Below are 23,141 nucleotides of genomic sequence, written 5' to 3'. Positions count from 1 at the left end.
GGGAGAGGTTGGATGGAACTGCTGCAAAATTATTTTAAGCAATTAATAATGGGATGACCTTTTCTTTAATTTGAACGGGTAGTTCATTTACTGAATTCCTATCCTTATAAGCGAGTAAATTAGCCAAATAAATAGATGCCTTTACTGATATTTTTTTATCTATTACCATATCAAGTTGATGATGAAACTTTACTGCCTCAAGAATATCATTATTAAAACCCCAAAGTGTAAGAATATATAAACCCGCATCAACATGATTCATTTCGAATAGTTCATATTCTTTAATTGTAGTATTAACTTGATTAGCATGAGGGAAATAATCAATACTCTTCTTATCGTCGGCAAATTGAACAAAAAGTACCTTCCCAATATCATGCAGCAAACCGGCGATGTATGCTGTCTCTATTTCCTGCTTAGATGCTTCTTCATTTTCAAGAATTTTTTTAGAAAGCTTAGCAACTTCAATTGAGTGCTTTCCAATTTTTTTGAGAACTTCTCTCGCTGGTTCAGAAAAATCTTTTAGCATAAATATTTTTGAATGCAGAACAATAGTTTTAACAATATTTATTCCTAGCAGATTAATGGCGTAGGTTAAATCAAGCATACCTTCGGGCATATTAAAAAAGGCAGAGTGTGCTATATGCAGAATTTTAGCAACTATTACTGCATCGCTTGATAATATTTCAGCGATACGAATATTTGAAACAACCGGCTTGTTAAGTTCTCTTTCCAGACGAATATAAATTTCGGGAAGGATTGGAATGCTCCCCATGTTTCTAATTTTCAGTATTATTTCTCCCGGGTACGCATTTTGTTTTAATCGCAGCAGATCATCAATGCATCGGTTTAGTTTCAGATCATCAATATCCAGAGGTAATATTCTATGGGCATGCTTTAAATAAGTTTGGTTAAATTTATTCTTATTTGTCAGTACAATTACATAATTGTTTTTATTCGGCTCAATTGCTTTATCAATTGAATCTGATAATAGGATTGAATCATCATGAACAACTATTATTATGGAATGTAGTTCAGTAAAAATTATCCTCTCAAATTCTTCAACACTATTCACCTGTTGGCAGAGGCAATCGCTTCTCTGAATTTTAGCGTTAAGTTTGAAATCAACACTCTTACTAGGGTTGAAAATAATAATTTTGTTCATTTTTATAAGTTGTTCTGAATTGACGAAAACAATATACGGTGTATTAATATTGTCTGTCTTGATTGAACTCACATTTATTCCTCAATAATGCATTATCGATTAAAGAAGAAAAATTTAAAGTGTATTAAATCACACAACAATAATTTGCGCATGCTATTGATGTGAAATTAATAGGCAGGCTTTATTTTATAATTTTTGCGAGAGGTACTGCTGTATTTCTCATTGAGTGCACCTTGTTCGGCACCGATATAGTAATTGAAGGATTCACATATTTCTCAAATTCTTCTCGGAATCGTTGAATCATGAATTTAACTGGCCACGCGGCGGCATCACCGAGAGCACAAATTGTATTCCCTTCTATATTGTTTGCTACACTTATAAGTAAATCTAAATCAGCTGAAGAACCATTTCCTTCATCTAGTCTGTGTAAAGTTTTTTCCAGCCAGCCGGTCCCCTCTCTGCAAGGTGTGCATTGCCCACAGCTTTCATGATGATAGAAATGGGCAATTCTTAATAGTACTTTTAGAAGATTAGTATCTTCATCCATCACCATAACACCACCGGTACCGATTGCCGACCCGGCAAGTTTGAGTGATTCGGCATCCATTCTAATTCCTTCAAGCTGATCACCACGCAATGGTGGCATGGATGACCCACCGGGGATAACGCATTTAATTTTTTTATTTCCAGGTACACCGCCTGCAATATCATAAATTAATTCAGTGAGTAATGTCCCACTCGGCAGTTCATAAACACCCGGCTTATTAACATGTCCACTAATACCAAATAAAATTGTACCTGGATGTTTTTCTGCACCAATTTTAGAAAACCATTCCCATCCTTTAGAAATAATAGGGGGAACATTAGCAATCGTTTCAACATTATTAATTGTAGTTGGGCATCCCCATAATCCTTTTTGTGCGGGGAATGGAGGCTTCACTCTCGGATATCCTCTATAACCCTCAATAGAGTTCATCAAAGAGGATTCCTCACCGCAAATATAAGCTCCAGCGCCCTTATGAAGATAAAGTTCACATGAAAATGAATTCCCGAATGTCTCCTTCATTTTTTCGCCAAGAAAACCTTTATCGTATGCAGTATCAATTGCATCCTGCATTAATTTAATCCATTTGTGGTATTCGCCACGAATGTACAAATACGCGACTTTAGCGCCAATTGCGTAACAACTTATAATTGCACCTTCTATTAACTGGAAAGGATTATCCTCAAAAACTTGTCTATCCTTAAAGGAACCGGGTTCGCTCTCATCACCATTAATGCATAAGTATTTTGGCTTGTCTGAAGTTTTAGGCATAAAACTCCATTTAAGTCCAGTAGAAAAAGCCGCTCCTCCTCTGCCGCGTAAACCCGATTTTTTTACCTGGTCAATTATTTCATCGGGGGTTTGTGAAAGAGCTTTTTTTGCAGATTCAAATCCACCATTGGCGAGATACACTTCAATATTATTATAATTTTCTATTTGAGGGAGTACGATTTTTTCCATTATAGGATTTTCCAAATATTACTTTAAGGATTCCAAAATTTGTTCAACTTTTTCTTTAGTTAAATTTTCATGAAAGTCTTCATTCACGGCTATCATAGGTGCGTAGCCGCAGGCTCCCATACATTCAACCTCTTCAAGTGAAAATTTACCATCTCTCGAAACACCCATATTATCGAGCGATAGTTTTTCCTTTACCTGATCCCAAATTTCATAAGCACCACGTAGCATACAGGAAACATTAGTACAAACTTGAATATGGTACTTCCCCATTTGCTTTGTATGATACATTGTATAAAAAGTTACCACACTCAATACATTTACTTTATCTATGTCGAGAATAGAAGCAATCTCTTCCATAACTTCGTTGCTAATGTAACCGTTCTGCTCTTGAGCAATATAAATAACGGGCATTACAGCAGCTAAGTTGGTAGGATATTTTTTCCTAACTTCTTCAATTTTTTTTAAGTTTTCTTCGCTGAATTTGAATGTCATTTTTAACCAAAATTATTTAATCAACAATCATCAATTTTATTTATCTGCTTCACCCATAACCGGATCGAGGGACCCGATAATAGCGATTACATCGGAGATCATTGCTCCTTTGCAGAGTTGTCCTATTGCTTGTAAATTACAGAACGAGGGGGAACGAATTTTCATTTTCCAAGGATGCCCGGATCCATTGCTCACAATATAAAATCCTAATTCTCCTTTTGGATTTTCGACGGAGAAAAATGAATCGCCAACCGGCGGGTTTATCCCAAAATTAATAATCATAAAATCATGAATTAACTCTTCCATTTTGGAATATATTTCAGTTTTGTGAGGAAGAACTCTTTTAGGGTCATTTGCGATTATTTCACCTTGGGGAATTTTATCAAGAAGCTGCGAAAGAATTTTGACGCTTTCTCTAACCTCATCGCCACGTAAAAAATATCTTGCTAAACTATCACCCTCGGGATAAGTTGGGATATTAAAATCCATTTCATCATAATATAAATATGGCTTCGCTCTTCTCACATCATATTCAACACCGCTAGCTCTAAGATTTGGACCTGTAATTCCAAGAGCAATTGCGTCTTCTTTAGAAAGAACACCAATCCCTTCCAATCTCTCAATAAAAATTCTATTCTTAAGAAGAAGTTTATCCATCTCATCGAGAGCAGGTTTTAATTCTTCCAGAAAATCTTTTGTCATTTTCAACGCAACATTATCCATATCAGATGCAACGCCGCCAATACGGGTATAACTTGTTGTAAATCTCGCGCCGGCAACCAAATCAAAAATTTCTTGAATTTTCTCACGTTCTCTAAATGTCCACATCACCATTGTAACCGCGCCAACATCCATGGCAAATGTACCAATAGCAACCATATGAGCTGCGATACGGGAAAGTTCTGAAATAATCATTCGAATATATTGTGCCCGTTTTGGGGCAATTATTCCGGTCAATTTTTCAACCGCGAGAACATAAGCAACATTATTGCACATTGTTGCAGTGTAATCAAGACGGTCGGTGTGAGGAATGAACTCAATATAACTCATATCCTCTGCCATTTTTTCATAACCGCGATGCAGATAACCTAATTCGGGTACAATGCCAAGTACTGTTTCTCCATCCAATCTTAATACAAGTCGAAGTACACCATGCGTAGCCGGATGTTGAGGACCCATATTGATGACCATTTCATTTTCTAAGGCATCATCAAGAATGATATCTTTATCTTCAAGGAGACGCTTATAAATTTTCTCATCATTAATTTTATAGATATCGGTTTGTTTTTCCATATTAATCGATTTTGTTTGGGAGTGGTAATGAGTTTGGTATTCCTAGCACCGGAAAATCTTTACGCAGCGGATGATATTCGAATCCTTCCGGCATATACATTCTTCTCAAATCGGGATGACCTTTAAAGATAATTCCATACATATCATAAGTTTCTCTTTCATACCAATTGGCCGAAAGCCATATATCTGCTACAGTATCTATTTTAGTTTCTTCCCCCTCAAGATTGCATTTAATTCGTAAGGTAAAATTTAATTGGAAAGAATAAACATGATAAACTACTGTAAATCTATTTTTTCTTGTTCCCCAATCAATACCTGTAACATCTTTACACATTAAAAATTGAAGCTCGGGATCACTCTTCAAAAATTCAGAAAGTTCCCTATTTTTTTTTGAATCGATAGTTAGACTGAGATCACCGGCAAATTCAACAACTTCTATTAATGAATCCCCAAATTGATTTCTTACTTTATCTACTATAAGATTTTTAATATCCATATTAATTATTCGAGAGTTCTAAATTTGTGTATAATTTATCTTGAAAATCTCTTGCTTTCGATTTTGAAATCTTGTCCTGAATTGCCATTAATGCATTCAATAAATTTTCGGGGCGAGGGGGACAGCCGGCGGTATAAACATCAACAGGTAAAAATTGATCGATCCCCTGAACAACGCTGTATGAACGATACATTCCGCCCGAACTTGTACAAGCGCCCATGGCAATCACCCATTTAGGTTCAGGCATCTGATCATAAATTCTTCTCACGACCTGAGCCATTTTATATGTAACAGTTCCGGCAACAATCATAAGATCACACTGTCGCGGTGTAAAACGCATTACCTCGGAGCCAAAACGGGCAATATCATATTTTGGATCGGCAGCCGCAATCATTTCAATTGCACAACAGGAAATTCCCATTGGCATTGGCCAAACTGAACTTTTACGTGCCCAGGCTATAACCGCATCTAATGTTGAAGTTATAAAACCATCCTGAGTAAGTTTTGCTTCTAATCCCATTTTAATCCGCCTTTCATTAGTATATATAGGAAGCCCAATTCAAGAACAATTAAAAATACAAACATTGGCCAAAATGCAAATGCGCCATAATCGCCAAAAAGGGATTTGAATTGCACTGCCCATGGGTACACGTAGATAACTTCAATATCAAAAATTATGAAGAGCATTGCGACAAGGTAATATTTTATAGAAATCCTTTCGGTTGTTGCGCCAACCGGATCTTTTCCACTTTCGTAGGGCATCACCTTTATTTTGTGAGCTCGCAAAGGGCCAAAAATTCGTGATGATAATACTACCGCCACACCAAAAATTGTGGCAACAATTATTACCAAAAATATCGGGATATAATCAATAATCATTTTTAACTGTTAGTTTTTTTGATGGCTAAAAATATCTAAAAACGGTCTAATGTCAAAAAAAGATTTTGGGTATTTAGTGATGAATGCGGAGCAATTTCTTACTCCGCATTAATTTTATGCTAGGATTTCGATTAGATTTTTAATAACTGTATCCAAATCATCATAACTTATTACTAATGGGGGTAGAAGCCGCAAAACCGTTGTTCCGGCAGGTAGAGAAATAATTTTTCTTTCGAGTAATTCTAAAATAATTGGCTGCGATTTATCTTTAAGTTCAATACCAATCATCAATCCAATCTGTCTTACTTCTCTAACTTTAGAAAGAGGTTGTGATTCTAATTTTTCACGGAAAAATTTACCTTTTTGTTCGGCTACTTCCCACAATTTATTTTCAATCATAAATTCGATGGAGGCTTTTCCCGCGGCACATGCAAGCGGATTACCGCCAAATGTTGATCCATGCTTTCCTTTTTCAATCTTAATTTTATCCGAACATAATAACGCGCCCATAGGAAAACCACCGGCAATTGATTTGGCAACTGTCATCATATCAGCTTCAATGTCGAAATGTTCAATCGCAAACATTTTACCTGTACGGCAAAATCCGGTTTGTATCTCATCAATAATTAAAAGGATATCTTTCTCATCGCACAATTGCCTAACTTGTTTAAAGTATTCCTTTTGACCAATATTAATTCCCCCTTCCCCCTGAACAAATTCAAGTATAATTCCGGCGGTATCAGAATCAACGGCATCTACTAATTTTTCATAATTGTTGAACGGAACAAATGAAAATCCGGGGACTAAAGGTTCAAATGCGTCCCGGTATTCTTTTTTATAAGTTGCACTCAAAGAACCATAGGTTCTACCATGAAAACCCTTCATTGCAGATATGAACTTTGTTTTCTTCGTATTAGCGCGGGCAAATTTTATTGCGGCTTCCATTGCTTCACTGCCGCTATTTGTTAGAAAAGCTTTTGTTAGGTTTTTAGGAGCAACACTAAATAATTTCTCTAAAAATTTTGCCTTGGAATCGTTATAAAAAGTGTTTGGACAGGTAATTAAAGTAGCGGCTTGACTGGAGATTGCATCAACAACTTTATCGTTACAATGACCAACATTAGCAACACTAATGCCTGAAGCCATATCAATATACTCTGTTCCTTTATCATCCCAGAGGCGTGCCCCTTTACCCTTTACTAATACAACATCACGCATCGGATAAACATCAATCTCGTACTGCTGCTGAATTGCTTTGTAATCAATCATTCCAACCTCCATTATGAAATTGTTGTACCTTCACCATTTAACGCATCTATAATTGGATGCTCGGTTCTTCCATCCGAAATAATAACTGTTGTCTCCCCGCCATCAAATAATTTTCTAATGGCGAGTATTTTTCTTTTCATTCTTCCTTCAACTTTTCCTTCCATCGTTTCTAATTCAGTTTTAGATATTTGTTTGATTAAAGAAGAAGGATCATTTTTATCCAGTAAAAAACCGGGAGCTTCAATCAATGAAATAACCTTTTGAGTTTTTAACTCAGTCTGCAGTAATGCAACTATGTCATCGTTTTCAGAATTTATCGCGAAATTATTTTCATCAATCAAGGGGACACATAAAACGGGAGTGTACCCATTCTCCAATAATAAATTTAATAGATCTTTATTTATGGTTTTTGGTTTACCTGAAAAATCTCTCAACAATAAGGTTTTTCCATTTTCACGAACTTTGATTCCTGTGTTACGTTTTCCTTGCAAGAGTTTCCCATCGAGTCCCGACAAACCAACCGCATTAATTCCATTCTGCTGACACAATTCTACTATTCTCTTATTCTTTAATCCGGCATAAGCCATCATCATTAAATCAATTGTTTCCTCATTGCTGAGAACCGAATCGTATCCCGACAAAGATGTTACAACTTTTTTTTGCACATTTAACTTAACAGCCAATTCATCGCGCAGAGCATTTGCGCCATGCACAATAATAAATTTTTCATTCAGAGAAGCTAGATCAGAAATTATACCTTTGATATTTAGTTCTTTACCGCCGCCAATTTTAATTATAAGCATATCAACTCCGTTAAAGAATTATTCTTTATTTGCTGCCAGCCAATTTCACCAATAAATGGTTCCGAACAAACCACAACTAGTTCCTCTTCATTTTTGATGTGCATTGTAAAGTAATTTTCATCTTCATTAAAAAGAGAATAAATATATGAAGCGCTCTTGTCACTCAAAATTATATTCATAGCTCTTATATAGCTGGTTTTTTTATTAATTATTGCGGCACCTTTCCCTAAGGCATCTTTTGTACTTCCTTTATAAAATCTTTTTATATAATTAAAAATCTTCTCAGCGCCAATTCTTCCCTCTTCTTTTATTTTTACTCCCCTCAGTTCACCATTAAAAATAAAAACAAAATTTTCATCATAAAACGGCATATTATTTTCTACCACAATTCCTTCATCTTTAAATGCGCTTCTGGCATGAGCTATTAAACGGGTTGTTGACGGAAATTTTTTAAAATCATCATCCCAAATTGGATTTACATTTTTATAATATTCCCATTTACCATCTTTAAGATATGTACAACCCCAGCCGTGCCCTTGAAACTCTTTGCTCTTCTTTGATATATCAGCAAATTTTTTAAGATGAACCTTAGAATCAAACTCTTTAGCAGAATTAACATATAGTAATCGGCACATTACAATAACTCATTCATTTTCGTAATAAATTCTTTTTTAATCGCACTCATTATTGAGCTCTTATATATGTAATTTAGATTGGATGCAATCCGGGAAATTCTAATCCCGTTCTTTCATCAAATCCATACATTATGTTAAATGCTTGTAATGCTTGTCCTGCAGCGCCCTTCATCAAATTATCAATTGCGCTAACAACGACAAGACGATTAGAAAACTCATCCTTTTTAAATCCAATATCACAATAATTTGTACCGCTCAATAATTTTGGTTCGGGATAACGGTATATACCATCGCTCTCTTTTACAATTCTAATAAAAGGTTCATTCGAATAAGCTTCACGGTAAATTTTCCAAATATCTTTTTCGGGTAGATCATTCTTTAAAAAGACATGACAAGTAGCGAGTAAGCCTCGTACCATATCTATAGCAGTTGCAGAAAAATGAACACTAATTTTTTTGTCAAATGAAAGCTCTTGCAGCATCTCCGCGGTGTGCCGATGTTGAGTTGGCATATAAGATCTCACAACGCCGCTTCGCTCCGGATGGTGAGATCCATCATTAACCTTATTACCCCCTTCACTTGAGCCGGCTTTAACTTCTATTACAGTTCTATCTTCCTCAACAATTCCAGCTTTATAAAGTGGATACAAACCAAGTATACTTGCGGTTGCGTTGCATCCCGCACTTGATATATAACTCGCACTTTTCATTTCTTCACGATGAAGCTCAGGTATTCCATATACAAATTCATTTAGTAAATCAGGACGTGCGTGTTTATGTCCATACCACTTTTCATATTCAGCTGTATCTTTCAAACGAAAATCGGCACTCAAATCAATTATTTTAGGAGCAAGTTTTTTAAAGTGATCTATTTTGTTCTGTGAACTATTGTGCGGCAAACAAAGGAAAATAAGGTCGCAACTTTCCAGTTCATTTACAGAGACAAATTTCAACTGTGTTGATTTACGAAGGTTCGGATGAATTTTATGAACAAATTTTCCGGTATAACTTTCTGAAGTAATTTGTTTAACTTCTACATGAGGATGAAACAAAAGCAATCTTAATAGTTCACCACCTGTATATCCGGATGCTCCAACAATTGATACTTTAATTTTTCCCATTATCTCCCCTCGGCCACTTGTAATATGTACTCTACCATTTTTCCAGGGATATTAACTCCCGTAGTTGAAATACTGTTTTTATACTCCATAGTGTAATTCACTTCATTTACCATTAATCCTTGTGCGGATTCAAAAACATCTATAGCCACAATGCCCCCACCAACTGCTTTAGCGGCTCTGACCGAAATATCATTCAATTCATCAGTAACAACACAATTTGTAGCTTCACCGCCTCTAGCGGTATTTGTAATCCAGTGTGGAGAAGTTCTATAAATTGCGGCAATACATTTATCTCCCACTACAAAACTTCTAATATCTCTACCCTTTTTAACTTCACCATTTTCAATTCTTGATTTTTCGACATACTTCTGGATGTAAAAAATAGAATGATGATAAGAGCCAAGAACAGTTTTATGTTCAAGAATTGCTTCGGCGGCGTCTCTATCATTTATTTTAGAAAGTAATCTTCCCCAGGATCCGACCGCGGGTTTCAGAACTACAGGGTATCCCATTTCTTCAATTGCCTTGAGTGCTGATTCTTCAGTGAATGCAACACGAACTTCTGGCTGAGCAACATTATGTTCGGCAAGTGCGCATGATGTTAGTAACTTATCGCCGCAAATTGTTGAGACTGAATAATTATTTACGCATTTAACCCCTGCACTCTCAAATAATCTCAATCCGTGAAGTGCTCTTGAGTGATTAATACATCTTTCAACAAGTACATCAATATCAAATTTATCCTTACCCATATTAAAGGTAATTTCCCGGTCATCAATCATAACAAGTTCAACACCTTTAATTTTTTTAAATTCATCGATCAAAAATTTTTCATCTTTTCTAATTAAAGAATGAAGCAATCCTATTTTCATGTTTAATACTCCCAAATCAATTTAAATTAAAGAGGAGCTGAATAATATCAGCTTTTATAAGATTTATCGTGCTTTACAGATTCAACTATGTGTTGAAGTTCGGAGAGATCAATTATACGACCACGCTGACCAACAGATTTTACTTCCTTTAGGGCGGCTTGTTGATGTTCGTCATCAAGATCATTTTCATTAATGAGAGAAAGCGCAAATCGCAGTGATGCAATTCCGCTCATGTGGTCGAGTGCAAATTCTCTTTTTCTTCCTAAAATATCAGGACTCAAGCTTTCGTAGTGCATAGGATTTATTGCCGCGGCGTGAGTATGAACTCCGGCACAATGAGTAAAAGAATTTCTACCGGTAATTGGGAAATTAGTTGGGATAGCAATACCGGAATGTTTGGTTACTAAGTCATATAATGGAACTAACTTTGTGAGGTCCCATCTTTTCTCATCGTAATCGAGAGATAAAACAGTTAACAGCTGAGCTAAATCCACAATTCCTGCTCTTTCACCTAATCCAAGCGTGGCGGCGTCAATAATATCAACTCCGGCGCGATAGGCATCAAGAGCATTGGCGAGAGCCAGGCCACGATCGTTGTGGCAATGCACAGCTATTTTGGGGTACAAATTTCTTAGAGCTAATGCATCTTTTAATCTTGAGATGTAATCATACATACTTCTATTTGTGCCTGGGACCATATAACCGGTAGTATCGGCAACACTAATAATATCAGCTCCGGCTTCAACTGCAGCAGATGCAGCCAGCACTACATTTTCAAATTGTGATCTTACTGTATCTTCGGGAGTATAACGAATTAGCAAATCGGGTTTCTGCGATTTTGCATATTTTATAACATCCGTAATTAGTGAAATTGCAGAATCTAAATCTTTTTTAAATACTGTTTCAAGTCTTTCATCGGAGACACAATAAAATATTCCGATAAAACCTACTCCACATTCTAATGCTAAATCAACATCGGATTTTAAAGAACGGGAATGCGCGCCAACTATACTTCTATAACCTTTTTGAGCGATTGATTTTACAGCTTCATGAATTTCGGAGGTAACCATTGGATGGCCTGCTTCAATAATTTCTACACCAATTTCATCTAGTAAATTGGCTATTGCAAGTTTGATGTGTTTATCAAAATAAACACCGGGTGTTTGTTCCCCTTCCCTTAATGTGGAATCTAAAACCCAGACCAAATTATTGTCCCCAATCTTCTTCTTCTTGAGGAGCTTCTTGAACTACTGGAGGATTTACAGAAATTACTTCTAATTCGGTACCACATTCCGGGCACTCTAATAATTCACCTTGAACGGCGTCTGCGGCTAATTCAACTTCGGCACCGCATACTGGGCATTCAGTTTTCATTCTTTTTAATACTCCATTATAAAAGTGGTGCGAAACTATGAAATTTTATAGTGTATTGCAATTATTTGGAGGCTAAGGTAGATTTTTATTTCATACATTTATGCGGATTTTTGAATAATTATTCATCCGCTACTTTTTTATTCGAAATCGAACGTTTGGATCAATTTAATTGTTAAAACTAAAAAATAAAGGCAAATTTTTAATGGACATATCTCGTTATCATAAAGTACTATTCGAACACTTTGGTTTTAACTTCGGGTTCGTTTCAGATTTATTAGAAAATTATTTGGAAAACCCAGAAAGTGTGAGTGACTATTGGAAAAATTATTTTACATCACTATTAAGCAATGGAGATATATCTCCTGTTAAAAAAGTTGAATTAAAGTCTGTTGAGCCACCTCTTACTATTGAACCTGTTAAACCGATCATTTCAAATTCATTTGAAATTTCTCCTTCCGACTCAGTGCAAAAAATTACTGGAGTAGGTGCAAAAATAATTGAGAATATGACGAGCAGTTTAACAATACCAACTGCAACTTCACTGCGAGCCATCTCCGTTAAATTGCTCGAAGAAAACAGAAGAATAATAAACAGGCAATTACAGAGAAGTGGAAAAGGGAAAGTATCATTTACTCATATTGTTGCTTACTCTATTGTTCAGGCAGCTAAAACAATTCCAAATTTAAATAATGCTTTCAGCTTAGTTGAGGGGAAGCCGGTGCTCGTAAAAAAACCTTATATAAATTTGGGAATTGCTGTTGATGTTGAAAGAAAAGATGGAAGCCGTTCCCTAATTGTGCCAAATATTAAAAATTCGGAGAAAATGAATTTCAAAGAATTTTTCATTCAATATAATGAGACAATTGAAAAAGCACGTACTGGTAAATTGGAGCCGAGTGACTTTCAAGGAACAACTATTTCAATTACTAATCCAGGTGGACTTGGCACAGTTTCCTCAACACCACGATTGATGACTGGGCAAGGATGCATTGTTGCAATTGGCGCTATTGAATATCCCGCAGAATTTAAAGCAATGCATGAATCGGCATTAGCGCAACTTGGAATTGGTAAGGTTATGAATATTACCAATACTTACGATCATCGGATTATTCAAGGAGCTGAATCGGGTCAATTTTTAAGTCTTATTGACAATCTACTTTTAGGAAATAATCGTTTTTATGAATCAATTTTCGATGATTTAAAAATTCATCAAAAAGCATTGAGCTGGGGAGTCGATAATACACTTCGAGGTTTTGGTCACTTTCAGGATTTGGAGCAGGTAAAAAAACAAGCATTGATGCTTCAATTAATTAATATGTACCGTGTTCGTGGACATTTAATTGCTGATATAAATCCTCTTGAAAATAAATCTGCATATCATCAGGAGCTAGATCCAACTTTATACGGATTTACAATATGGGATTATGATCGTCCTTTTATTACAGGAAATTTGCAGGGGATGGAATCGGGTACACTTCGTGAAATTTTAGAAGCATTAAGTCAAACTTATTGTGAGAAGATAGGTGTTGAGTATATGCACATTCAAAGTCCAGAAGAAAAATCTTGGCTCCAGCAAATGATGGAACCAGTTTTCAATCGTCCCAATTTTTCCATTGAACAAAAAAAACGGATCATGGAAAAATTGATTATTGCCGAGGGATTCGAACATTTTCTACATACTAGATTTATCGGACATAAGAGATTTTCTTTAGAGGGAAATGAAACAGTGATTGCGGCTTTGGATCATTTACTAAACCTTGCTGCTGATGAAAATGTTGAAGAAATTCTTTTGGGTATGGCTCACCGAGGTAGATTAAATGTACTATCGAACGTTATTGGGAAATCGTATGAAAATATTTTTTCAGAATTTGAAGAATTGATTGATCCCGAGTCGGCTCAAGGTACTGGTGACGTTAAATATCATTTAGGCGCCTCTGGTAATTATAAAACAATGAATGGCGCTAAAATAAAAGTATCTGTTGCTCCAAATCCGAGCCATCTTGAATTTGTTAATCCGGTGGTGGAGGGAATTACCCGTGCTAAACAGACAAGAAATAAAGATCATAAAAGAGTTAAATACATACCTGTTCTGCTTCATGGCGATGCCGCATTTGCGGGGCAGGGAGTTGTAGCTGAGACATTAAATTTATCACAATTAAAAGGTTATAGAACCGGCGGAACTATACATATAATTGTAAACAATCAAATTGGCTTTACTACTTCACCGGAAGATGCCCGATCCTCCCCTTACGCCACCGATGTTGCAAAAATGGTTCAGGCACCAATATTCCATGTAAATGGAGATTACCCCGAAGCTTCGTTGTGGGTTACTGAATTGGCATTTAAGTACAGACAAAAATTTAATAAGGATGTAGTGATTGATATTATTGGTTATAGAAGACATGGACACAACGAGGGGGATGATCCCGTTTATACTCAGCCATTGATGTATAAAAAAATAAAACAACATCCATCTGTAAAACAAATTTATCAAGAGAAGATGGTTTCACGCGGTGTAATGAGTAATCATGAAATTGAATCGATGGATACAACAATTTATGCAAAGCTTGAAGACGCACTTAATAAAAAGGGTCTGAAAAAACTTGTTACCGAAAGACCGCTCGCCTACTCAAAAGATGAATATGAAAATTCCCAGTTCGCAAGTGGTAGCAATCTTAATAAAGATATTTTACTCAATATTGTAGAAAAGATAACTTCGGTCCCTAAAAGTTTTTCGGTTAATCCAAAACTTCAAAAATCAATTATTGATAAGAGAAGAGAACTATTAAGTGATGGAACCAACTTGATCGACTGGGCTTTTGGCGAAGCATTGGCATTCGGATCTTTACTCTTAGAAGGAAGACCTGTACGATTAAGCGGGCAAGACAGTGCACGGGGAACATTCAGTCAGAGACACCTTGTTTTGACTGATTCGAATACCGAAGAGGAAATAAATCTTTTAAATTTAATTTCAAATGATCAGGCAAGTATTGAAGCGTTAGATAGTTTATTAAGTGAGGCGGCAGTATTAGGATTTGAGTTTGGTTATAGTATTTCGGATCCTCTAGCACTAGTATTATGGGAAGCTCAATTCGGAGATTTTGCAAACGGTGCTCAAGTTATAATTGATAATTTTATTACGAGCGCTTATTCTAAATGGCAATTGCCAAGTGGATTGGTTATGCTTTTACCGCACGGACAAGAGGGACAAGGTCCTGAACACAGCAGTGCCCGTCTTGAAAGATTCTTAATTCTTTGTGCCGAAAATAATATGGTTGTTGCAAATCCCACTACCCCCGCTCAATATTTTCATTTATTACGAAGACAGCTTCATCAAAAAATAGAGAGACCATTAGTGATACTTACTCCAAAGAGTTTATTAAGATTGCCGGCGGCTCGTTCTCCCCTCTCTGATTTTACCGATGGACAATTTCAAGAAATTATTGATGATGTAAGTGTAGATAAAAGCAGTGTGAGGCAAGTGATATTAACTAGCGGAAAAATTTATTACGAGTTGTTAAACTACCGTACTTTAAATAATTTGAACGACCATGCAATTGTCAGGATTGAACAATATTTCCCTTATTATGAGAACAAGATGAAAGAATTGTTTGCAAGATATCCGAACGCAGATAAGATCATTTGGGTACAGGAAGAACCTAAAAATATGGGAGCGTGGAGTTTTCTATTCCCAAAACTTCTTAACGATAAAATTGAAACTCAGAAATTAGAATATGTTGGCAGAACTGAGAGTCCGAGTCCAGCGGTTGGTTCTTCAAAACTTTATTTATCAACTCAAGAAGATATAATTAGAAGGGCATTTAATTGATAGATATAGCTGTTAGATTTATTTCTAACAGCTATATTTCCTTTGATAATTTTTCTAACCACTCATTTTTAATTTGCTCAAATTCCGACTTGAACTTTGCACTAAGAGGTATAGATGCATGACCACGTTCTCTTAATGGATCTACTTGCCTTCCATTTTTCCAAAATCTGAAACAAACATGCGGTCCGGTTGCCAAGCCGGTACTTCCAACATAACCTATAATTTGTCCTTGCGTAACTTTTGCGCCCTGTCTAATTCCTTTTGCAAATCGTGACATATGCAAATACTGAGTAGTGTAAGTTGAATTATGTTTTATTTTAACATAATTACCGTTACCGCTCGTATATGACGCTTCGAGAACCGTACCATGGGCGACACTCTGAATTGGTGTGCCATGTGCGGCTGCATAATCAGTTCCAAGATGCGCCTTATTTCGTTTTAGCACCGGATGAAATCTATTTCCAGAATAACGAGAACTGATGCGATATCTAAATTTAATTGGGGCAGTCAAAAACATACCAATCATACTCTCCCCCTTTTCATCATAGTAGCTGTTTGGCTTTTCCTTCTCAAATAAGAAAGCGTAATAATCCTTTTTTCTATGATTCATTTTAGCCGCATATATTTTACCTACCTGCACAGGTTTATCTTCAACAAATATTTCATCATAAATAACATCAAACGAATCATTTTCTTGGAGCAAACCAAAATCAATCCGACTTTCAAAAACATCCGCCGTTGTAAATGCAATGTTTGGATCAATCCCCATCTCTGTTAAATCTTGTATTAGTCCCTTTTTAATTGTTCCATTTGTATGAATTTGCTTTACAGTAAATGGTTTTTGGTTTTTATAAACTTTTATAGTGTCACGTAAATCAAAAACAACATGGTTAATCGCATCTATTACATAAACAAAATATTTTACGGTCTCCACTGTATCCCAACTTGCATAAATATATAATTCTTTTTCAGCTCTAAATTCTCTTAACGGAAAAACATCCAATGCAATTTTTTCAATTTCATGAATTTTTTGCATGGATACACTGTGTGGTGTTAAAATATCGGAGAGCGTTTGTCCTTGTTCAATCGTATCTCTTACTTCAATCAAATCATTTATTTCGAGATTAAAAGGATTTGGTTTGATTTCTACGAGGGGGGCAGTCTCCTCTTTTTGAGAGCAGCCGGTGATGAACAGAATTATTAAAATAAAACTTATTAAGGTATTGAGGCAGATATTTTTCTTCATCGTTTAATGAGCAAGTTTAAAAAGAGTTAAATATTAGTTGGTTATTTTGAACTGATCAAATGATCAATAATTTCAACAGATGATATCCCTTCAGCCTCGGCGCTAAAATTTGGGATAATACGATGTCGCAATACTGGTTTCAAAAAATAATTTACGTCTTCAATATTAGGGGTAAATCTCTTTTGCATTATTGCTCTAGTTTTAGCTGCAAGTATTAAATATTGTGCCGCACGCGGTCCGGCACCCCAGTTAACCCAATCTTTTACAAATTTATTGCTATTGGCTGATGTCGGTCTTGTAGAATTAACAAAATTAACTGTGTACTCAATAACATTTTCGGCAACAGGTACCTTTCGAACTAAATCTTGAAAGTTTTTTAATTCATCCTTCGAAACCATAACTTCTATTTTGGGGAAATAATTGCCGGTAGTATTTTTAACAATTTCAGTTTCTTCCTTAGGTGTTGGGTAGTCGAGCCATAAATTAAACATAAATCTATCTAACTGGGCTTCTGGTAATGGATAGGTGCCTTCCTGCTCAATTGGATTTTGTGTAGCTAAAACAAAGAAAGGTTCATCAAGTTTATGTGATACACCTGCCGCTGTAACTCGATGCTCCTGCATAGCTTCGAGAAGTGCCGATTGTGTTTTAGGAGGAGTTCTATTTATTTCATCCGCCAAAATGATATTAGAAAATATAGGACCTTTAATAAATCTGAATCCCCTCTTCTGAGTTGATGGATCTTCATCAATAATTTCGGTACCTGTAATATCTGCGGGCATTAAATCGGGGGTAAATTGAATTCGACTGAAGCTAAGATCTAAAACTTGAGATAATGTTTTTATAATTAATGTTTTTGCTAAACCGGGTACACCAACCAATAAACAATGCCCATTAGAAAAAATGCTGACCAGCATCTGCTCTAAAATGTCTTCTTGACCAACTATGATTTTTTTAATTTCGGTTTTTACACTATTTACCGAATTATGAAGCTTTTCAACGGCTTCTACATCCTTTGCAGATTCAATTTCTTTCAAAACATTATCCTTAAAAAATAGTTATAAACGGATTTCGTAATAAATTTTGGATCGGATATCATCAATTAGTTTATCATACATTTTTTGTTTCTTCTGAAATTCGGCTAATTTTTTTATTTCATCATAATCCATTTCAAGATTGGCTTTATGTTGTGGTATTCTTTTAACTAATTTAACGATATGATAGCCATAGGCTCCACGATCAATCTCAAGTCGTTTAGGAAAACTAATCTCACCATCTTTTAATTTATAAATTACATCTAGCAGAGATTTTTCTAATTGGCTAGTTTCAAAAATTCCAAAGTTTCCGCCAAATTTTGCCGATTCTTTATCATCACTATATTTGCGAGCGAAGTACTCAAATGTATTTACATTTTTAAGAATAGAATCCCGAATATCACTCAAAAATTCGATAGCGGCTAAATCCGCTTGGTCATCAGCTTTAACTTTGGTTAAAATATGACGAGCACGAATTGCATCTCCTCGTCTTTCTAATAATTGGATTATATGAAATCCCACCGGTGATTCAATTACTGTTGACATTTGATTGGGCATTAATGCGAAAGCCGCGGCTTCAAATTCGGGATAGAATACTCCCCGTTTTACGAATCCAAGATCGCCACCTTGTGAAGCACTTCCTGGATCATCAGAATACTTTTTTGCTAATTCATCAAAATCAGCACCTTTCTTCAGTGAGTCCAATAGAAATTGCGCAAATTCTCGAGCCTTTGTTTTAACTCGATCTCCAGTTTTTGGATTTTGAAAAATATGAGAGATATGATATTTATCTGGGACAATGCCTAATGAATCTTTAAAAGTATCATAAAAATCCTCAACCTCTTTTCTCGAAGCCTCTACCTGCCCAAATCGCTTTTGCTGAAGAACTTGTACCATCAAATTTTTCTTTGTGTCATCGTATAAACTGCGTTTCAGTTTTTCAACCGGCATTCCGTAAACCTGTTCTAGCCGTTCCCGGCTGCCATACTGCTGAACAAAATAATTAATTTGGTATTCCAACTGCTGATTTACTTGTTCATCCTTAACTGTAACAGAATCTAACTCAGCTTGAGCATACATAAATTTTTCCTCGATCATTTCATTCAGAACTTGTTCAACCACCAGAGGATCAGAGGGATTTAAATTCTTTTGAGCCGCTACATAATTAACTCTAAAATCCAGCTCAGTTTTAAGAATAACCTCATTATCAACAACAGCTACTATTCTATCTAATACCTGCTGAGCAAATAAATTTATAGATAATAAAAATATTACTAAAATGTACTTTTTCATTCTGAATACCTCTCCAATACAAGGTTGTGATCTTCTATTAAGTTATTAATGTATTTCCTAAGATAATCCCGGTTCTTATTGAGCTGAACTCGTTGTTTAATTTCTTCTTTAATTATTTCCGGTTTAGGATACGAATCCTTATCCAACTTCTGAATTAATTGAATAACGCAATATTTGCCTTCTTCAACCTGAAACACGGTACTGGTTTCGAGCGGCTCTAGAATTGTTAATACTCTTCGTAATGAAACGGGCATCAAATTATATTTATAAGAAAAATAATTTGAGGAGGCTTGATGAAAATTAAGATCGCCTCTGAATGCAATCATTGCTTTATTCCAATCACTTTCCATCAACATATTTCTAAACTTTACCGCTGCATCAAAATTAGAGAAGTAAATTATATTATAAGTAAAAGCATCATCTATTAGTTTAAAGTCGTCCTTATGCTTTTCGTAAAAATCATAAATTTCTTCTTCTGTTATCTCAACCTTATTATTCTCAAGCATATCTTGAAGAAATAGTCCAATCGCTAACTCTTTTCTACTTTTTGCCAAAGTATTTTGATAAGTATCAGTTTCTGTTATTCCGTTTTTCACCGCTTCTTGATATAAAATTTCCCTTTCAATCCAATCATTAATAAGTTCTTCGCGTGTTTTATTTGAACTGCCAGGGTTTTCGAGCAGTTCAATTAAAGTATCCTCAGTTAATTCTGAATCGTTGACTTTTGCTATTATACTGCTTTTCTTTTCTTTATCGGAGCATCCAATAAATAAAATTAAAAGAAAAATTGGCAGAATTAAATAATTAATTTTCGAATGCCTTGGATAACTCATTGTAATAGTATTTTGGTTGATTGATTTTCTTTAATCCATCGATATATTCGGCTTCATATCTTTTACTTTCTAACTCCTGCAATTTGCTTGCAATTTCAGCCTGGCATTCCGATGCATATTTAATTCTTGCTTCTTCTTTATTAATTAATTTTACTATTGACCATCCATCTTGGAATGGGAACGGATTAGAATATGAACCAATCTCATTAAGCAAGTTTGCGTTCTTCGATAATTCATTTACGTCAACTTCAACTAATCCAAAATAACCCATTTTATTTTCATATCCGACACGCTTATTATACTTTGTGTATAATGAGTCAAACTCAGTTCCTTTACCTAATTCTGAATGGATAACTTTGATCAATGAATCGCTTTGTACATAAATCTCCTTAAACTCAACTCTATCTTTCCAGCGGTAATTTTCTTTATTCTTATCATAATAATTTTGAATCATTGCGCTATCTACAACAACTTTGCCCCAAACTTCCTCTTCGAGTATTTTAAATAAATACATTCCATTCTTGTATTCATCTAGCAGATTAGCGAACTCCTTATTTTCAAGATGATAAATCATTGCTTTATCATTTATTAATGATTGTTGTGCAAATTGTTCGATCCCCGTCTTTAATGAATTAGCATTAAGTGGGGCGTTAGCCAAGCCTTGTGTACTCATAAAAAAGAATAATGTGTCACATTTAATGTTTTCAACTTTAGTATTAAATATTACTTTATCCTTGAATTCATTATAAAGAGGTGTTTCTTTGTAACCTATTTTAAGTGAGTCGTTCTTAGCTACTATTGCATCAAAGACAGTTTGATTTATCTGGAAATTCAATTCATTTTTTAATGATGCTATATAAGCAGCATTATCAGCATTAAATCTGGTTCGCTGATAAATCTGTTTTAATTCCTCTTTTTCCATTTCTAACGAAGGTAAGGGCTCAATACCAGTTACTTTTATCAAATGATATCCGAAGGGAGATTTTACCGGTGCGGATACTTCATTAACATTCAGCTTGAAGGCTACTTCATCAAATTCTTTAACCATTCGTCCGCGGGAGAACGATCCTAAATCACCCTTTTTATTTGCCGAACCTGGATCTTGAGAATATTTGAGTGCCATTTCACCAAAATCGGCACCATTTTTTATTTGTTTTTCAACTTCTAAAATTTTTGCTAAGGCTTTTAGTGTATCGGCATTATTAGTAGAATCTTTAAAGGAGATCAAGATATGTTGGGCAGATATTGCTGGCTTTCTTAATATTTTGTCGGTTATCTTAATTACATGATACCCAAAAGATGATTGAACGAGATCCGGATAAACTTTACCTACTTCTGTTGCATAACAAGCATCCTCAATTTGAGTTGGAATAGCTCCAGCAGTAAAATAATATACATCTCCGCCAGTATCTTTCGTATATTTATCATAGGAGTATTGTTTAGCGAGAGTTACAAAATCTTCGCCATTATTAAGTCTATCGATCAACTGTTTCCCAAACGCTTTAAGTTTTTCATCGTCGGTATAAATTGAATCTTCAATCAAAAAAATATGACTAGCCCTCAATTCATATTTTCTTCTTTCGTGTAATTTTTCGATGCCAGGTTTGAAAAGTTTATTTTCAACTATTAAAGCATTGCCAATGGTTTTTCTATAATCATCGAATTCTTTCTGCATATCTGTATCTTTGGTATAACCGCGAACTTCAGCATCTCTTAATTTTAACCTGTAATTCACATACAAGTCGAGAAAATTTTTTCGTTCTTCAATTGAAGATTTTTTTGCAACTTCAACAGATCCGCTATTCTTTAAATAAGCTTTTTCGAATTCCTCTAGGTCAATTTCATATTTACCAAACTCTGCTAAAACAATTTTAGAATTTTGGCTGGTACATGAATAAAAAGATAGTGTAACAAAAAAAATAATTATCAGTGTGTTACGCATTACGAATCCTCCACTTGCTGAATTTAAAGGTTGCTATTTAGCCACATACCGAGTTAAAATCAAGGTATGTATAATTTGAATTTATTTGGCAGAATTACCGGGTTTTATACGGAATGGATGGGTATTGCGTTCCCAAAAAAAACCATGTTCATAACCCTGTATTTCGTCACCAAATTTGCAGTTATTTAACCGCTTTTCGGTAATACATGCATATTCCTTATCGAGTTCAATACCGGTATAGTTTCTTCCCAATTTCTTGGCAGTCACCAAGGTTGTGCCTGAGCCGGCAAAAGGGTCAAATACATAATCCCCCTTTTTAGAAGATGCAATAATTAGTTTTGCAATTAATTTTTCCGGTTTCTGGGTGGGATGTTCTGTATTCTCCGGCATAGACCAAAATGGCACTGAAATATCATTCCATAAATTTGATGGAAAAGTAAGACGGTAATTTGTGCCATTCTCAAATTTCCAATCCTTTGGGATACCGTTTTCATCCCGGTAAGGGGCAATAACTTTTTTTAATAATTTAACTTTCTCTGAATTAAAATGGTATTTATTAGAAACAGTACAAAACCAGATATCTTCCGAACTGTTCTTCCAATTACTTTTTGCCCCCCTTCCCTTCTCCCTTTCCCAAGTAATTCTATTTCTAATTTTGAAATGTTTTTGGAGTACTGTGGCGATAGAGATAGAAGTAAACCAATCGCTGCAAACATAAATTGAAGCTTCCGCTTTTAGAATGGGTTTCAACTTAATTATAATCTCATCAAACCAGGAGGCGTACTCATCAACTCCTTTTGATTTATAAACATTTGAATTGAAGTTTTTGTAAATATTATAAGGTGGATCAATGATTAACAAATCAACAAAATTGGATGGGAGAAAATCTGCCGCTTTATAAAAATCTTGATTTATAGTTTTGTTTGAAATATCACTAATCGAACTTTTGTTCTCTAACTTTATGAGTCTTTGTGTGTACAGTTTTTTTTCACCCGGCAACAGAAGTATGGTTTTATTTAAAGTTGATTTTTGCTTTTTCAAGAATAATTATTAATTAGTGAAAGG

21 protein-coding genes are annotated in these 23,141 nt (G+C 35.2%); 1 reads left to right on the top strand and 20 read right to left on the bottom strand.

The genetic code is table 11. The features are described from left to right. Positions 1 to 34 precede the first annotated feature (34 nt). The 14 genes from KF816_06040 to lysW form a co-directional block, all read right to left on the bottom strand. Entirely contained in the window at positions 35 to 1,162 is a 1,128-nt protein-coding gene (locus KF816_06040; protein ID MBX3007573.1) for an HDOD domain-containing protein, read from the bottom strand. A 181-nt stretch (positions 1,163 to 1,343) separates the two neighbouring features. Beyond that, positions 1,344 to 2,666, bottom strand: coding sequence for an NADH-quinone oxidoreductase subunit NuoF (gene nuoF, locus KF816_06035; protein MBX3007572.1), 1,323 nt, complete (start codon positions 2,664 to 2,666; stop codon positions 1,344 to 1,346). Between the two features lie 18 nt (positions 2,667 to 2,684). After that, positions 2,685 to 3,158, bottom strand: a complete 474-nt coding sequence (locus tag KF816_06030; protein MBX3007571.1) for an NAD(P)H-dependent oxidoreductase subunit E — start codon at positions 3,156 to 3,158, stop codon at positions 2,685 to 2,687. Between the two features lie 36 nt (positions 3,159 to 3,194). After that, complete coding sequence (locus KF816_06025) at positions 3,195 to 4,451, bottom strand: NADH-quinone oxidoreductase subunit D (protein ID MBX3007570.1); 1,257 nt, start codon at positions 4,449 to 4,451, stop codon at positions 3,195 to 3,197. Between the two features lies 1 nt (position 4,452). Further along, positions 4,453 to 4,947, bottom strand: coding sequence for an NADH-quinone oxidoreductase subunit C (locus KF816_06020; GenBank protein ID MBX3007569.1), 495 nt, complete (start codon positions 4,945 to 4,947; stop codon positions 4,453 to 4,455). Between the two features lies 1 nt (position 4,948). After that, on the bottom strand, positions 4,949 to 5,467 hold the full coding sequence (gene nuoB / locus KF816_06015) for an NADH-quinone oxidoreductase subunit NuoB (GenBank protein MBX3007568.1): 519 nt from the start codon (positions 5,465 to 5,467) through the stop codon (positions 4,949 to 4,951). Then, a complete protein-coding gene (locus KF816_06010) occupies positions 5,458 to 5,826 on the bottom strand; it encodes an NADH-quinone oxidoreductase subunit A (GenBank protein MBX3007567.1) in 369 nt (122 codons plus the stop codon). The genes nuoB and KF816_06010 overlap by 10 nt, the downstream gene beginning before the upstream one ends. A gap of 114 nt (positions 5,827 to 5,940) precedes the next feature. Then, positions 5,941 to 7,095, bottom strand: coding sequence for an acetylornithine/succinylornithine family transaminase (locus KF816_06005; GenBank protein MBX3007566.1), 1,155 nt, complete (start codon positions 7,093 to 7,095; stop codon positions 5,941 to 5,943). Positions 7,096 to 7,106: 11 nt separating this feature from the next. Beyond that, positions 7,107 to 7,898, bottom strand: a complete 792-nt coding sequence (locus tag KF816_06000; protein MBX3007565.1) for a [LysW]-aminoadipate kinase — start codon at positions 7,896 to 7,898, stop codon at positions 7,107 to 7,109. Continuing rightward, positions 7,889 to 8,533 (bottom strand): class II glutamine amidotransferase, encoded by a 645-nt coding sequence (locus KF816_05995; GenBank protein MBX3007564.1) that lies wholly within the window; start codon positions 8,531 to 8,533, stop codon positions 7,889 to 7,891. The genes KF816_06000 and KF816_05995 overlap by 10 nt, the downstream gene beginning before the upstream one ends. Positions 8,534 to 8,606: 73 nt before the next feature. Then, positions 8,607 to 9,653 (bottom strand): N-acetyl-gamma-glutamyl-phosphate reductase, encoded by a 1,047-nt coding sequence (gene argC, locus KF816_05990; GenBank protein MBX3007563.1) that lies wholly within the window; start codon positions 9,651 to 9,653, stop codon positions 8,607 to 8,609. After that, entirely contained in the window at positions 9,653 to 10,525 is an 873-nt protein-coding gene (lysX, locus tag KF816_05985) for a lysine biosynthesis protein LysX (protein ID MBX3007562.1), read from the bottom strand. The genes argC and lysX overlap by 1 nt, the downstream gene beginning before the upstream one ends. Before the next feature lie 47 nt (positions 10,526 to 10,572). Then, the gene (locus KF816_05980; protein MBX3007561.1) at positions 10,573 to 11,730 is read right to left on the bottom strand and encodes a 2-isopropylmalate synthase; all 1,158 of its coding nucleotides are present in this window, start codon (positions 11,728 to 11,730) and stop codon (positions 10,573 to 10,575) included. Between the two features lies 1 nt (position 11,731). Then, on the bottom strand, positions 11,732 to 11,899 hold the full coding sequence (gene lysW, locus KF816_05975; protein ID MBX3007560.1) for a lysine biosynthesis protein LysW: 168 nt from the start codon (positions 11,897 to 11,899) through the stop codon (positions 11,732 to 11,734). Between the two features lie 202 nt (positions 11,900 to 12,101). On the opposite strand from lysW, the gene KF816_05970 reads away from it, so the two are divergent. Continuing rightward, a complete protein-coding gene (locus tag KF816_05970) occupies positions 12,102 to 15,728 on the top strand; it encodes a multifunctional oxoglutarate decarboxylase/oxoglutarate dehydrogenase thiamine pyrophosphate-binding subunit/dihydrolipoyllysine-residue succinyltransferase subunit (GenBank protein MBX3007559.1) in 3,627 nt (1,208 codons plus the stop codon). A 31-nt stretch (positions 15,729 to 15,759) separates the two neighbouring features. Here the strand turns inward: KF816_05970 and KF816_05965 are convergent, their stop codons facing one another. From KF816_05965 to KF816_05940, 6 genes are all read right to left on the bottom strand, one after another. After that, entirely contained in the window at positions 15,760 to 16,974 is a 1,215-nt protein-coding gene (locus KF816_05965) for a M23 family metallopeptidase (GenBank protein MBX3007558.1), read from the bottom strand. A gap of 41 nt (positions 16,975 to 17,015) precedes the next feature. Further along, positions 17,016 to 18,011, bottom strand: coding sequence for a MoxR family ATPase (locus KF816_05960; protein ID MBX3007557.1), 996 nt, complete (start codon positions 18,009 to 18,011; stop codon positions 17,016 to 17,018). Between the two features lie 21 nt (positions 18,012 to 18,032). Continuing rightward, positions 18,033 to 19,301 (bottom strand): peptidylprolyl isomerase, encoded by a 1,269-nt coding sequence (locus KF816_05955; protein MBX3007556.1) that lies wholly within the window; start codon positions 19,299 to 19,301, stop codon positions 18,033 to 18,035. Then, the gene (locus KF816_05950) at positions 19,298 to 20,134 is read right to left on the bottom strand and encodes a peptidyl-prolyl cis-trans isomerase (GenBank protein ID MBX3007555.1); all 837 of its coding nucleotides are present in this window, start codon (positions 20,132 to 20,134) and stop codon (positions 19,298 to 19,300) included. Before KF816_05950 ends, KF816_05955 begins: the two co-directional genes overlap by 4 nt. Beyond that, complete coding sequence (locus KF816_05945) at positions 20,106 to 22,076, bottom strand: peptidylprolyl isomerase (GenBank protein ID MBX3007554.1); 1,971 nt, start codon at positions 22,074 to 22,076, stop codon at positions 20,106 to 20,108. The genes KF816_05950 and KF816_05945 overlap by 29 nt, the downstream gene beginning before the upstream one ends. An 81-nt stretch (positions 22,077 to 22,157) precedes the next feature. Next, positions 22,158 to 23,117: a site-specific DNA-methyltransferase gene (locus tag KF816_05940; GenBank protein MBX3007553.1), complete on the bottom strand. Its 960-nt coding sequence runs from the start codon at positions 23,115 to 23,117 to the stop codon at positions 22,158 to 22,160. Between the last annotated feature and the right edge of the window lie 24 nt (positions 23,118 to 23,141).

It is taken from the genome of Melioribacteraceae bacterium (assembly GCA_019638015.1).
GTDB lineage: Bacteria > Bacteroidota > Ignavibacteria > Ignavibacteriales > Melioribacteraceae > JAHBUP01.
Note: the sequence above shows the minus strand (reverse complement) of the source record. Positions and strands in the feature narration are given on the sequence as shown.